The following is a 12556-nucleotide window of genomic DNA, read 5'->3' on the forward strand; positions in this document are numbered from 1 at the left end:
CGAAGTCTCCGGAGAACATCCAGCCGGACCCTCACCGGACGCTCAAGGCCGGCGGAAGAACTCCACCTCGCCCAGAGCGATGTGCCGCCCCGGCGCCAGCCCGGCGGCGGCCCGCACGACCAGCCGGACCCGCACGACCCCGCTCACCGCCGTGTCGACGCGCTGCGGCCCGACCCGGTCGGCGAGCGGCAGCGGGATGGTGCGGCTGGCGCCGTCGGTCGACGTCACCACCATGTCCAGCGCCGACGCCCTGGCCTGCCCCAGAAAAGCCTCCTCCTCCACCCCGGCCCCCGTGTGCACCACCACCGACAGCAGCCGGAACGGGTTGGCGAAGCCGAACTCCACCGCGTCACCCACGGCGTTGGCTCCCCAGTAGCGGTTCGACAGGCCGTCCACGGCGGCGGCGGCCGGGTGGCCGGGCACCTCGGCGGTGGCGGTGCTGCTGCTGGGACCGATGCCGACCGGGGTGGACGTCTTGTCGCGGATGTCCTCGATCAGCGCCAGAGCGTTGGGGTAGAACAGGACCGCCACCAGCAGCAACACCGCGCACGCCGCCACCGCGACCAGCCGCCGCAACCACCGGGACCTGTCGCCGTGCCACCGCCACCGGCGTCGCGCGGACGGGCGCTCGTTGCCCACACCGGAGGAGACCAACGGCGCGGCGCAGCGGCGGCAGAACCGGCGTCCGGGCGGGTTCGCGATGCCGCACGCCGGGCACGGCGGCCCGATGACCACCTCGTCGTCCACCGCGCTGGGCAGTGGCCGCCGTGCCTCCGGACGACCCGGCCGCACCGGTCCCGGCCGGTTCTCGGGCTCGGCGGGTTCCTGCCCGGCCGGTGCGTCCGGGGTGGTGGCCCAGCCCAGGTAGGTGCCGCAGTTGCCGCAGAAGTCGTCGGCGTCCCGCATGGGCGCGCCGCACTGCGTGCACAGGCGCATGTCAGCCTCCCAGCACTTCGACGGTGCAAGTCACGTGCAGCGGGCACACCGCGTCGACCAGCGCCACCACCCGCTCCCGGTCGACCACCCCGGACCGGCCCGGCCGCACCCGCACCACGACGACGTCGGGCCGGTCGGGCAGGGCGGTGTCCGGTCGGGTGGACCACGTCGCGCCGGGCCCGTCGACCACCTCGGCCCGCACGCCCAGGCACAGCTCCAGCCGTGCGACGAGACCTTGCGACGTGCCGCGCAGGCGGTGCAGGTCGACGGCCCGGCGCACCGCTTCACGCCGCAGCGGCTCCGGCCACGACGGGTCGAGGTCCGCCGCCACCCAGGACGACAGCCACGCCACGAAGTCCTCGGGCGCGAGGTCGGCGTCGAAGTGCTCGGGCAGGTTGTCCAGCGTCGACAGGATCGCGGACAGCACGGCGTCCAGCCCCGAGGTGAACCGCTGGGCGAAGTCGTCCGCCGCGTACAGGGCGGGCAGCATGTCACCCAACGGGTACCGGCTGGGCAACTCCGGCAGGGCGAAGCGGCTCATGCCACCACGACCTGGTGCTGGTAGGAGAACACCAGCGCGTTCGGCGCCACCTCGACCCGGTCCACCGGCGCACCGCGCGCCCCGGTGATCGGGTTGGCCGGGAAGAGCCGGATCTCCTCCACCAGCCGCACTCCGGCGACGCCCTGCAGCACCGCGAAGACCTCGCCGAACTGCACCGGCCGGCCGAACTCCCACCCCGTGCCGTCCGTGCCGCCGCGCAGCGGGTCGAGGTAGCGGTAGAGGGCGTCCAGCGCCTCCTCGCGCACCCGGTTGCCCTCCGCTTCCGGCGCCGCCACCCGGGCGACGACCGTGATGCCCTGGTAGCGCGGCGGTTCCACGACCAGCCGCGTGCCGAGCAGCCGCCGTTCGTCCAACCGCCGGGCCACCGACGACACCACGTCCTCGGTCGGCACCAGCTGCTCGAACCGCAGCCGGTCACCCAGGTCCGTGACGGCGTCGGGCACCACCAGCACCCGCGCCGCGCCAGGCCCGTCGGGCAGGCAGCGCACCCTGGCCAGCGACGGCGCGGCCAGCTTGGCGATGTGCTCGTGGTCCTCGGCGGTCACCGCCCGTTCCTGCACCCGCAGCTGGTGGGGAGCTCGGAGCTTCGCCTCGGCGACGGTCTCGCCGTCGACGCCACCCCGTGCCGCCTCGCGGTTCTCCACCGCCGACACGTACGGCACGGAACTGCGCAGCACGGAGATCGCGCCGCGCGCCACGTTGCCGGCACGCCCGCCGCCAGTCCGGTAGCGGGGCACCCGCACCACCGAACCCTTGGGCGGCACCGCGCCGTAGCGGCGCAACGTCCCGTTCGCCTCGCGGACCGCCGGCGGGAACTGGAACTCGCCCCGAACGGCGTCCAGCACGACGTGCCGGTCTTCCGGGTTCGACGCGCCGAAGTGCTCGACGACGGTCCAGTCCTGCCAGCCGTCGCCCGCCGACACCCGCACCACCAGCCGATCGCCGTCCAGCAGCACGGGCGAGCGCGGCACGGTGAACCGCTGCCCCGGCACGCCCGCCGTCTCGCCCAGCGGCACGTCCGTCTCGGTCTCCGCGTGCTCGGCCGCCGTGGTGCCGCCGATCGTGAACGCCTCGGCCTCCCGGATGGTCGGGGAGTTGGCGTAGAACGGCTGCTCGCGCGCCGGCTCGGTGACGCGGCAGCGCAGCCAGCCCGCGCGGTGGCCGGCCACCACCGACTCGGTGTGCCCGGCGGGCACGTGCAGCACCACGTCACCGGGCCGGTTGAGGCCGCCGGTGCTGTCCTCGTCCACCTCGCACAGCTGCCAGTCCTGACCGGTCCACGCCTCCCACACCAGCGGCGGCTGCCGAGGGTCCACGCCGATGCCCTCGACCCGGCTGTCCAGCCGCAGCACCACGACGCAGCGCGGCACGGCGGCCGACAGACCGAACAGCGTCGCGTCACCAGGCGCCGGCACGGCCTGGAAGCACCGCACGTCCTGGCCGGCTTCCAGGTCCTTGGTCCGGTCGGCGTGCTCACCCGACGACGCCCTGGCCACCAGCCGCCGCACCGAACACGGCACCACGGTCAACTCGTCGGTCGTGGCGAACACGACCGCTTCCGAGTGCTCCGCGCGTTCCGTGGCGACTTCGGTGCCGACCGGCAGCACGACCGGCTGCGGCTGTGGCGCGGACAGCCGGAACGTGACGTCGGCGCGCGCCGCGGCCGGCGGGAACAGCGTGATGCCGAGCAGGTCGAGGAACGCCAGGTGGTTGCGCTCGGGCACCCGGTTGAGCCGGTAGACGAGCTGGTCGACCATCTGCGCGAACGTCTCGATGAGCGTGACGCCCGGGTCGGACACGTTGTGGTCCGTCCACTCCGGACAGCTCTGCTGGACGTACCGCTTGGCCTCGTCCACGAGCTGCTGGAACCGCCGGTCGTCCAGGTTGGGTGCGGGCAGCGCCATCACTCCGCGCTCCCTTCGGCGGGGATGGTGTAGAAGGGGAAGACCAGGTTGCGCTGGTCGTTGGTCGACCGGATCGTGTAGCGCACGTCGATGTAGAGCGTGCCGACCTCGACCGCGTCGAACGCGACCACCACGTCCTCGACCTCGATCCGCGGCTCCCACCGTTCCAGCGCGGCACGCACCTCGCGGGCGATGTGCCCGGCCGTGGCGCCGTCCGCCGAGGCGAACACGTGCTCGTGGATGCCGCAGCCGAACTCCGGCCGCATCGGCCGTTCACCCGGCGCGGTGCCCAGGACGAGCCGGATCGCCTCGGTGATCTCCTGGTCGCGGTCGACCATCCCGATGCCGCCGGTGGGTCCGGTGCGCAGCGGGAAACCCCAGCCGCGCCCGATGAAGCTCTCGCTCATGTCACCTGCCTCCGATGTGGACGGTGAGCGCGCCGGTGAGGATGCTCGCCTGGCACGTGGTGCTGTCGCCGACCCGTGCCGCGACCACCCCGCCGATGAGCACTTGGCCGCCGATGCGCGGCACGACGACGTTCGCCGGCCCGAGGAGGACGTCCTTCGGCACGACGCACACGTGCAGGCTCCCGCCCACGGCGGCGGGCTTGCCCTCGATCAGGACCGTGGCCACCTTGGCGGCCACGGCGGGCGGCGGGGTGCCGATGGTGCCGCCGTGCGACGTCTTGTCACCCAGCCGGGCAGCGGAGGGCATCAGAACTCCCTTGTCATCGCGTCAGTTGATCCGGACCATCGGGGCCTTGACCACGGCCTGGACACCGCCCTCGACGGACACCGTCCTGCCCTTCAGCACCAGGTCGCCGAGCCCGGCGTCGACGGTGATCCCGCGCGCGTCCACGCTGATCGAGCCGAGGACCCGGCGACCCCGAGGCGTGCTCACCCGGATGTCGATGCTCCCGGTCTTCTCGTCCAGGGTGATGTCCAGCCGCTTGTCGCCGGTCCGCAGCCGGACGCCGGCGGTGGTGAGGCCGTCCAGCAGCTCCAGCCGGTTGCCCGTGCGGGACACCAGCGACCGGCGGTTCACCCGGCCGCTCGTGGGGTCCACCAGCGGGAGGTCGTGCGGTGAGGGCTGGTCGACGCCGTTGTAGAGGCCGCCGAGCACGTACGGGCGGTCCAGGCTCCCCTGCTCGAAGCCGACCAGCACCTCGTCGTTGACCTCGGGGCTGAACACCCCGCCGCCGCGAACGCCACCCCACTGCACGGTGCGGACCCAGTCGGTGACGTAGTTGTCGTCCAGCCAGGGGAACTTCAGCCGGACCAGGCCGCGCTGGTCCCGGCCGACCTCCTTGATGTCGGTGACGATCCCGGTGGCCAGACCCGGCATCCGCGGCGAGCGGCCGGGCGCGTTGCCGCCCAGCGCCAGCCCGGCCAGCGACCGGTCCGGCGAACTGCTCACCGTGACGATGCTGCGGTAGCCGTTCTCGGGCTCCAGCACGTGCCGCACCGACGTGGCCGTGTAGCGCCCGCTGAACGCCGGTCCGGCGTCGGCCAACGCGATCGGCACGCCCGCCCGCAGCTGGGGGTGGCCCTTGGCGACCGCCTCGACCTCGGCGTACCCGGCGCTGACGGCGTCGGCGATCGAGCGCGCCGCGGTGTCGGCCTCGGCCTGCGTGCTGTACGGCGAGTCCGACACCAGCATCGTGGTCCGCTTGCCCGCGACGGACTGGCCGAAGCCGGGCAGGGCGGTCTTGCTCCGGATGGCCGGCTCGACCGCCACGAACGCCTTCTTGGTCGCCACGTCCCAGGCCCGCACCTCGACCTTCTCCACCTGGTCGGCGCTGGTCAGCGACGCCCGCAGGGACAGCAGGTCACCGTGGTGGAGCACCAGCGGGCTGTTCCCGGTGAGCGCGGGCGCACCGGACGCGGGCTTGGGCTTGAGCAGCTCCAGCGTGCCCTTGTCGTCCACCTGGACGGTCACGCCGTGCTCGTGGGCGAGCTGCTGGAGGAACTCCCAGTCCGACACGTTCGCCTGGCTGATCTGCTTGTACCGGACGGGGGAGACCTCGACTCGGCCCACGGTGAGGCCGGCGTTCCGGGCGACCTGGCGGACCACGGCGGCGGCGGGAACGTTGTGGAACGCCTCCACCCGGCGGCCCCGGAACAGCCGGTGCGCCTTGCTCATGGCGCGGATGACGGTGAACGAGCCGGTCGAGTCGCCGTCCGCCTCCAGCCCGGTGACCTCGCCGCCGAACAGCTGCACCTGCGCCTTGCTCTCGACCACCGACACCGACACCGTCACCGGCGTGCCGATCGTGATGCCGCTGTCCGTCAGCAGTTCGTGGTTGCCGTCCCGGTAGGTGAGGACCGCCAGGTCCGGCAGGCCGACGTTCTCGTCGACCACGCAGCTGACCAGCCTCTCCTCCCACGTGGGCGACAGGGAGCCGGCTTTCACGACGGGGTCGGCGGCGAACGACCGGAACGACTTGCCGAGCGTCATCGAACTTCCTCCATCGCGGGAACCAGCAGCTCCGCGCCGGGCACGAGCAGCATCGGGTCGTCGATGTCGTTCGCCTCGGCGATGACCCGCCAGGCGGTGGCGTCGCCGTACTCGTGCCAGGCGAGCTGCGGGAGGCTGTCGCCTGCCACGACGCGGTGCGTGCGGCGGGCGTCGCGCGACCCCGACGTCGGGTTCTGGCCGAGGACGTAGGCGCCGGCCTCCTCGATCGACAGCGAGCACCGCGCCCGCAGCGGCCGGCCGTCCACGTCGAACAGCGAGTAGTCCACCGACAGGTTCGACAGCACACCGTCGAACGACGTGGTCCTGGAGGTGCCCCACTCGAAGCGGACCCACGGGCTCGCGGGCTTCTTCGTGGCCAGGCTCTTCTTGGTGGGCACGCAGGCTTTGAGCAGCTGCTCCACCCGCGTCTCGACCGAGTTGTCGTGGGTGGCGGTGGCGTCGAGGAACACGTCCACCGACAGGTTCCTCGGTCCGCTGCCGACGAACTCGGGCATCGACGCCTCCTCCGCCGTGCGGGACGGGTTGCGGCGCCACTCGGTGTTCTTGCTCAGCGCCAACGTGCCCGGGTTGAACTGGAACTTCACCGTGGCCAGCAGGCCTCCCGGCTTGGCGCCCGCCTTCGCCGGCGGTTCCATGATGACGAGCTGGGCGCGGGTGAGGCTCGCCCCCGGTTTGCGTGCCATGTCATCCCTCCTCAGGACGCGTCGATGCCTTCGTGGGCGAATTCGAGGGTTTCCGTGGCCGCCTGGGAGGTGGACGGGTCGAACGACGGGCCCTGCCAGCGGACCGGGATGATGCCCTGGACCTGCCAGCCCGCGATCGTGCTGCCGTCCGGGGTGAGGGCGACGATCTCGCCGTCCTTGCGCTCGACCTTCTTGATGACCTCGTTGAGCCACTTGACGACTTTGGCGGTGTCCGAGGTGACCGGCCGCGTCATGGTGATGTTGGACCAGGTGATGCGGGAGGGGAGCTGCCAGCTGAAGCCGTTGTTGCCGCCCTCGGCGAACTGCTCGACCTCCATCTGCGCGCCCATGCCGTCACAGGTGTGGAACGCGCCGAGGTCGTTGCCCGCTATGGAGAGCCGGAAGAAGACGCTGGTGGCGAAGAGGGTGTCGGACATCGGGATCTCCTGTTTCGGTCTGCCTGTCGGGGTCCGGGTGGCCGCCCCGGTCAGCGGCGGCGGTCGTGCAGGGTGCCGGCACGCTCGCGGCCGTGGCGCAGTTCGGCGCGCAGCAGCCTGCTGACCGGGTCGAGCAGGCGGCGGGCGAGGTCGTCGAGGTCGGCGCGGTCGAGGTGCTGTGGTCCGGGCTGGTCGGCGGCGCTCTTCCTGCCCCCGGTCTTGTTGCCCGGCTTCTTGTCGGCCACGTCGTCGCTGCCGGTGCTGCTCGGTGACCGTTGGACGGTGGCGGACCAGGTCACCGGGGTGGCGGGTGGTTCCTTGACGTTGGCCTTGGCCGTCTGGACCTGCTTCGGCGACGACACCACGGGTGGGGGTGCGGGCTCGACGGGGTGGGGGGAGGTGGTTCCGTGCAGGTCAGCCGGTGGGCTGGGTCGAACCACGGCACGCTGGGCGCTGCCCGCCGATGTCACGGCGCGCTGGACGTGCCCGGTGGGTGCTGCGCCGTGGTGGGTGTGCCCGGTGTGCTGCACGCCCGACGTGGTCCGGTTGCCCGTGGTCCGGTTGCCCGTGGGGCGGCGGGTGGCCGAGCCCTGGTGGGAGGGGGACGTCCACCGGAGCGGGACCGCTCGGGGCAGGTTCGAGGTGTTCGGCGGCACGTCCAGGGTTGGGGGAGACACCAGTGGCCGGTCCGGGAGCAGTGGTGCGGTGGCAGTGCGGCGCTGCACGTTCGGGCGGTTCGGTCGGACGACGGGGAGCCGTGGCCGATCCGGTGGCTTCGGTGCCCTTGCGGGTGGGGTGGTGTCGCGCGGGCGGCTGCCGGCTGGCTGCACAGGAGGGGTGGCAGTCGGCCGGCCCGTGACCGGTGATGCGGTTCCCGCGCTCGAACTCCCCCGGCCTTGGACGACCGCGCCTGCCGGGATCTGCGCCGGCGGTTCACCGAGTACCGGCTCGCGCGGGCCGGCCGTGTTCTGAGCGTTGAACCCGGGTGTTCTGGACGTAGGACTCACCGGGCCTGAGCGTTGGACTCGCGGTGGATCGCCCAGGATCGGATCGGACTGCGGGCTGGGTCGGACTAGTGCGGTGGCGGGTATCTGCGCGAGTGGTTCGCCGAGGGTCGGGCCTGTCCTGGGCTTCCGCTGCACCGGTGCCGGTCCGGACGCCGGTCGCTTGGCGCCCGGCGTGGTGGGGGGATTGGTGGTTCCGCCGACGTCCGGAGCTGAAGTGGCCGCGTGGCGCTGTACCGGTGTCGGCCCTGAGGGTAGGGGGGCCGGCTCGGTTGCCGATCGTTCGCTGACTGCCGGTGGTGTTGCCGGTTGGCCAGACCTGACCGGGTTCGCGCCGAGGAGGGCCGCTGTCGCTGTCGGTGTCGGCTCTGCCGGCGCGGTGGTCCGGCGTTGTACGACAGCCGGGGTCGACCGACTGTCGACCATGGGCTTCGGTTCCCCGTGGCCGGGGATGGTGGCGTGTTGTGGCCGGGCGGTGGTCGGGTCGATCGGCGGTGTGGTCGACTGCCGACCGACCAGTGAGGATGGTTCGGTCGGGAGGGTGGGTTCCGGCTCGGTGGCACGGGGTGTGGTGGCGGCCGGTCCATGCGGCGCGGCGGGGGCGGCTCGGCGCCGCACCGCGGGTGTGTTCGTTGGCCGGAGTGCCGGAACCGGGCGTAGTGGGGTCACTTCCCGGCGTGCCACGGTCAGCGGTGTGCCGAGCGGGCGCAGGGGTGCCGGCGGTGTCGGGGTTACCGGTGAGGGCCGAGCGATGGACGGCTCCCGGGTCGGCGGGGTGGTGATTCCGGCGAGTTCCGATGAGCCGGCTGCGGAGCCGGCTGCGACCCTGGGACGGGAGGCGGGAGTGGGGGCAGCGGCTGCGAGGGTCGGGTGGGTTGGGGTTGTGGGGTTGGCGGCGGGGATGGCAGAAGGGGTGCCAGTCGCCGTGGTGGCCTTGGGGGAGATGGCTGGGGAGGTGGCTGTCGGTGACGCGGTTGCCGGCCAGGTTGGCGGTGACGCGACTGCGTGAGTGGGTGTCGGTGACGCGGTTGCCGGCCAGGCTCGCGGTGACACGGCTGTGGGAGTGGCTGTGGACGACGTGGCTGCCCGGCTGGCGGTGGGTCGCGCGGTTGTGAGGTTGGTCGGTGGTGAAGTGGTTGTGGGGCCGGCGGCCGGTGACGCGGCTGTGGAGCTGGTTGTCGGCGAAGTGGCTGCCGGACGTGCTGTGGGCGAAGTGGCTGCCCGGGTGGCTGTCGGCGACGCGACTGCCCGGGTGGGAGAGGGGGGAGCGGCTGCGCGTGTGGGGGTGGTTGTCGGCGTCGTGGGCGCGACGCGTCCGGCTACCGGGGTGGGAGCGGGTGGAGTGCGGGCCGGGGGTGAAACCGGGGAGAGAGGTGTCGGGGGAGCGAGGAGTGTGGGCGTGGGGGTGTTGGTGGTGGCACGGAGGGCGACTGTGAGCTGATCTTGTCCGGCGTACTCGCGGGGCTCGCCGGTGTGCCGCGCCACCCCGTGCATCACCCCGGCCGGTGCACCCGGCAGGACCGCGTGACCCAGCTCCCCGCCCGACCTGTGGTCCTGCCACGACGCCAGACCACTGCGGAACCGCAGGCCGTCGCCCACCGCGATCCCCGCGCGCTGGATGACGCCCTCCATCGGCCGCGTCGCACGCCAACCGCCGTCCGGATCGGGCTGCCGCCGTGCCGGTGCCGTGGAAGCCGGGGCACCAACGCCACCAGCAATACCAGCAGTGGGCTTGCGGCGGAACCTGTCCCAGAAGCCCATCGGGTCACCCCCCTTCGTTCACCCTGGTGTTGATGCGTGCGATCTCGCGGACCCAACGCCGGCGCTCGTGGTGCTCCAGGTCGAGGATCTGCTCTCGTTGCCAGTGGAAGTGGTAGGCCACGTACGCGACCTCCTCGTGCAGCCGGTCGGCCGCGTACGTCACGATTCCCCCAGGCGACCACCGGCCAGGTCGACCTCGAACCCACTCCCGCACGACGGGCAGGTCACGCCCGCACGCGTGTGCCCCTCGCTGTTGACCCGCCGGTAGAAGTCCTGGAGGAACGCGATGTCCGTGGCGTACATCCGCTCCACCACACCCACGTTCACCTCCTCCACCGCGCCCAGCTGGGTGATCACCATGCTGAGCAGCAGCACGCTCAGGTAACCCGGGTTCTCCTTCACCCTCAGGTCGATCTGCGGGCGCAGCTCGTCCCGTGCCGTCGCCAGCCGCATCCGGCCGTGCCGGTGCACCACGCCTTCCGCGTCCACGTACCCGCGCGGCAGCTCGAAGTCGAACTCCGTGCGCAGCGCGGGCTCACGCTCCACCGTCGACCGCTTCGCCCCCGAGTCGGACGAGTCGGACGACTCCACCGAGTCGGCCAGCTCGTCCAACGAGTCGAGGCCGATCACCCGGCGCCTCATCAGTCCTCCAGGGTGATGGACTCGAACGTGATGGTCACCTTCTCGATCGCGGCACTGGACTCGCCGGCCTTCAGCGACGGGCCCTCCCACTTGCTGACCCACCCGTTGACCAGGTTGAGCCGCCGTTCGGTCTCGCCCTTGCTGTTCATGATCTCGATGGTGATGTTCTGGCGCGCCGTCTCGACGTCACCCTTGTTCACCGTCTCCTTCAGCCACTTGGTGAACTCCTTGCTCTTGTCCATCCCCCTGGTGACCGTGATCTCGCCACCCTTGCGGGCACCGGGCTGCTTGCGCAGCAACGGCTTCCCCTGCGGGGTCACCTGCGAGATCTCGACCACGTCCTCCTCGATGGTCACCCCGCTGACCTCCTGCAAGGACTCGACCATGTAGGCGCCGAGCTGGAGGCCGAAGATGTGGGTGGAGAGAGCGTCGCCGTCTGCCATGACTGGTGCTGCCTTTCCTGCTGGGACGCGGGCTATTCGCTGACGAGGCTGGTGTTGTCGGAGAACTGGGCCAGGCGGAAGACCACGAACTCGGCGGGCTTGACCGGCGCCACGCCGATCTCGCACACGACCTGGCCGAGGTCGATGGACTCCGGCGGGTTGTTGTCCCGGTCGCACTTGACGTAGAAAGCCTCGGCGGGCGTGCGGCCGAACAGCGCGCCCTGACGCCACTGCTCGGTGAGGAACGCGGTGATGTTGCGCCGGATCGCGGCCCACAGCCGGTCGTCGTTCGGCTCGAACACGACCCACTGGGTGCCCAGGAGGATGGACTCCTCCAGGTAGTTGAACAACCGCCGCACGTTCAGGTACCGCCACGCCGGGTCGGACGACAGCGTGCGAGCGCCCCAGATCCGGATGCCACGGCCGGGGAACGTGCGCACGCAGTTCACGCCGACGGGGTTCAGCAGGTCCTGCTCGCTCTTGCTGAGCGAGATCTCCAGGTCCACCGCCCCGCGGACGACCTCGTTGGCCGGCGCCTTGTGCACGCCGCGTTCGGCGTCGCTGCGCGCCCACACACCGGCGACGTGACCGGACGGCGGCACGAGGGTGTTGCGCCCGCTCGCGGGGTCGAAGACCTTGATCCACGGGTAGTACAGCGTGGCGTAGCGGGAGTCGTGGTTCGCCTCCTGCATCCGCCACTTGTGCACCCGCTGCGCGGTGAGTCCGGGCGGCGCGTCCAGCACCGCGATCCGGTCGCCCATCTGCTCGCAGTGCGAGATGACGGCCGCCTGCACGGTCTGGACGCCCTCCAGGTCGATCAGGCCGCGCTGGTAGGCGCTCATCAGGTCGGGCACCGCTACCATGGTGACCTCGTCGATGTTCTCCAGCCCGCCGAACCCGGTCCGCGCCTCGGAATCGCCGACGTACTCCTGCGCGTCGAGCTTCACGGGCTTGGCCGCCTTGGGAGCCGGCACCGCCACCGACTGCTTGTCCGGCCGGGCCGGCCCGCCGCTCGACTGCTCGGTCACCTCGATCAGCTTCGAGCGCTCGGCGACCTGCGTGACGACGTAGTTCTTGATGTTCTTCCGGGTCGACACGTCGAACGTCTCGACCACCTTGTCGCCTTGGCGCACCAGCAGCTTGAAGCGGTCGTCCGGCGGGTTCTCGCCATCGGCGTCGGCGACCTCCACCGAGATGTCCGGGCCTGCCGACGGCAGCGCGGAGATCCGCAGCCCGCCCAGCGCCACGGGCTCCGCGGTCGTGGACTCGGTGTCGGCGTCACGCGCCGAACCGCCGATCCGCACCACGTACGCAGAGCCGCCGCCGTTGGCGAAGTAGCCGTAGACGGCGTGCGGGAGGTACGTGTCCTCGACGAAACCACCGAAGGCGCGCACGTACTGGTTCCAGTTGGCGACCAGGGTCGGCTCGTGGAAGGGACCCTGTTCGGCGAAGCCGACGAAGGCCGCCACCGCGGTGCCGACCCCCTCGATCGGGCGCGCACCGGTCTGGACCTCCTCCACGTACACGCCGGGCGAGAGGTACTGCGGCATGGTCGCTCCTTCTCTGCTCATCCGCTCTGGCCCCACAAGCCTCTCGCCGGGACGTCCGAGGCGGCAGGACCGGTGGACCCCGGTCGGGGGCATTCCCCTTGCCCGAACAGGCAATCGGGGGTTCGGGCGAACGGGAAGAGCCTCCACGGCGAGGCG

The 12556-nt window shown here is 71.9% G+C and carries 15 protein-coding genes; 2 read left to right on the forward strand and 13 right to left on the reverse strand.

Annotated features, from left to right (window positions below; genetic code table 11):
- Positions 1-42 precede the first annotated feature (42 nt).
- From ACRAKI_RS16325 to ACRAKI_RS16365, 9 genes are read right to left on the reverse strand one after another with little or no spacing between them, the layout of a single operon-like run.
- Positions 43-936, reverse strand: a complete 894-nt coding sequence (locus ACRAKI_RS16325; RefSeq protein ID WP_447007939.1) for an NADase-type glycan-binding domain-containing protein — start codon at positions 934-936, stop codon at positions 43-45.
- A 1-nt stretch (position 937) separates the two neighbouring features.
- Positions 938-1477, reverse strand: coding sequence for a phage tail protein (locus ACRAKI_RS16330; RefSeq protein WP_447007940.1), 540 nt, complete (start codon positions 1475-1477; stop codon positions 938-940).
- The gene (locus ACRAKI_RS16335; RefSeq protein ID WP_447007941.1) at positions 1474-3402 is read right to left on the reverse strand and encodes a putative baseplate assembly protein; all 1929 of its coding nucleotides are present in this window, start codon (positions 3400-3402) and stop codon (positions 1474-1476) included. The genes ACRAKI_RS16330 and ACRAKI_RS16335 overlap by 4 nt, the downstream gene beginning before the upstream one ends.
- The gene (locus ACRAKI_RS16340; protein WP_447007942.1) at positions 3402-3809 is read right to left on the reverse strand and encodes a GPW/gp25 family protein; all 408 of its coding nucleotides are present in this window, start codon (positions 3807-3809) and stop codon (positions 3402-3404) included. The genes ACRAKI_RS16335 and ACRAKI_RS16340 overlap by 1 nt, the downstream gene beginning before the upstream one ends.
- A gap of 1 nt (position 3810) precedes the next feature.
- Positions 3811-4116, reverse strand: coding sequence for a PAAR domain-containing protein (locus ACRAKI_RS16345; RefSeq protein ID WP_447007943.1), 306 nt, complete (start codon positions 4114-4116; stop codon positions 3811-3813).
- 21 nt (positions 4117-4137) lie between these two features.
- Complete coding sequence (locus tag ACRAKI_RS16350) at positions 4138-5859, reverse strand: VgrG-related protein (protein WP_447007944.1); 1722 nt, start codon at positions 5857-5859, stop codon at positions 4138-4140.
- Positions 5856-6563, reverse strand: coding sequence for a CIS tube protein (locus ACRAKI_RS16355; protein WP_447007945.1), 708 nt, complete (start codon positions 6561-6563; stop codon positions 5856-5858). The genes ACRAKI_RS16350 and ACRAKI_RS16355 overlap by 4 nt, the downstream gene beginning before the upstream one ends.
- A gap of 11 nt (positions 6564-6574) precedes the next feature.
- On the reverse strand, positions 6575-7000 hold the full coding sequence (locus ACRAKI_RS16360; protein ID WP_447007946.1) for a phage tail protein: 426 nt from the start codon (positions 6998-7000) through the stop codon (positions 6575-6577).
- Positions 7001-7050: 50 nt separating this feature from the next.
- Positions 7051-7725: a hypothetical protein gene (locus tag ACRAKI_RS16365; protein WP_447007947.1), complete on the reverse strand. Its 675-nt coding sequence runs from the start codon at positions 7723-7725 to the stop codon at positions 7051-7053.
- A gap of 1244 nt (positions 7726-8969) precedes the next feature.
- Here ACRAKI_RS16365 and ACRAKI_RS16370 point away from each other — a divergent pair.
- Positions 8970-9119: a hypothetical protein gene (locus ACRAKI_RS16370; protein ID WP_447007948.1), complete on the forward strand. Its 150-nt coding sequence runs from the start codon at positions 8970-8972 to the stop codon at positions 9117-9119.
- A gap of 9 nt (positions 9120-9128) precedes the next feature.
- Positions 9129-9440 (forward strand): hypothetical protein, encoded by a 312-nt coding sequence (locus tag ACRAKI_RS16375; RefSeq protein WP_447007949.1) that lies wholly within the window; start codon positions 9129-9131, stop codon positions 9438-9440.
- A 329-nt stretch (positions 9441-9769) separates the two neighbouring features.
- Here the strand turns inward: ACRAKI_RS16375 and ACRAKI_RS16380 are convergent, their stop codons facing one another.
- The 4 genes from ACRAKI_RS16380 to ACRAKI_RS16395 are packed head-to-tail and all read right to left on the reverse strand — an operon-like array spanning position 9770 to position 12400.
- Positions 9770-9928 (reverse strand): DUF6760 family protein, encoded by a 159-nt coding sequence (locus ACRAKI_RS16380; protein ID WP_181320139.1) that lies wholly within the window; start codon positions 9926-9928, stop codon positions 9770-9772.
- A complete protein-coding gene (locus tag ACRAKI_RS16385; RefSeq protein WP_447007950.1) occupies positions 9925-10407 on the reverse strand; it encodes a hypothetical protein in 483 nt (160 codons plus the stop codon). Before ACRAKI_RS16385 ends, ACRAKI_RS16380 begins: the two co-directional genes overlap by 4 nt.
- A complete protein-coding gene (locus ACRAKI_RS16390) occupies positions 10407-10850 on the reverse strand; it encodes a phage tail protein (protein ID WP_447007951.1) in 444 nt (147 codons plus the stop codon). The genes ACRAKI_RS16385 and ACRAKI_RS16390 overlap by 1 nt, the downstream gene beginning before the upstream one ends.
- Positions 10851-10882: 32 nt before the next feature.
- A complete protein-coding gene (locus ACRAKI_RS16395) occupies positions 10883-12400 on the reverse strand; it encodes a phage tail sheath family protein (protein ID WP_447007952.1) in 1518 nt (505 codons plus the stop codon).
- Between the last annotated feature and the right edge of the window lie 156 nt (positions 12401-12556).

It is taken from the genome of Saccharothrix isguenensis, from assembly GCF_052936305.1.

Coding starts and splice junctions, on each gene's coding strand:
- ACRAKI_RS16325 (WP_447007939.1), bottom strand. CDS start 936: ATGCGCCTGTGCACGCAGTGCGGCGCGCCCATGCGGGACGCCGACGAC.
- ACRAKI_RS16330 (WP_447007940.1), bottom strand. CDS start 1,477: ATGAGCCGCTTCGCCCTGCCGGAGTTGCCCAGCCGGTACCCGTTGGGT.
- ACRAKI_RS16335 (WP_447007941.1), bottom strand. CDS start 3,402: ATGGCGCTGCCCGCACCCAACCTGGACGACCGGCGGTTCCAGCAGCTC.
- ACRAKI_RS16340 (WP_447007942.1), bottom strand. CDS start 3,809: ATGAGCGAGAGCTTCATCGGGCGCGGCTGGGGTTTCCCGCTGCGCACC.
- ACRAKI_RS16345 (WP_447007943.1), bottom strand. CDS start 4,116: ATGCCCTCCGCTGCCCGGCTGGGTGACAAGACGTCGCACGGCGGCACC.
- ACRAKI_RS16350 (WP_447007944.1), bottom strand. CDS start 5,859: ATGACGCTCGGCAAGTCGTTCCGGTCGTTCGCCGCCGACCCCGTCGTG.
- ACRAKI_RS16355 (WP_447007945.1), bottom strand. CDS start 6,563: ATGGCACGCAAACCGGGGGCGAGCCTCACCCGCGCCCAGCTCGTCATC.
- ACRAKI_RS16360 (WP_447007946.1), bottom strand. CDS start 7,000: ATGTCCGACACCCTCTTCGCCACCAGCGTCTTCTTCCGGCTCTCCATA.
- ACRAKI_RS16385 (WP_447007950.1), bottom strand. CDS start 10,407: ATGAGGCGCCGGGTGATCGGCCTCGACTCGTTGGACGAGCTGGCCGAC.
- ACRAKI_RS16390 (WP_447007951.1), bottom strand. CDS start 10,850: ATGGCAGACGGCGACGCTCTCTCCACCCACATCTTCGGCCTCCAGCTC.
- ACRAKI_RS16395 (WP_447007952.1), bottom strand. CDS start 12,400: ATGCCGCAGTACCTCTCGCCCGGCGTGTACGTGGAGGAGGTCCAGACC.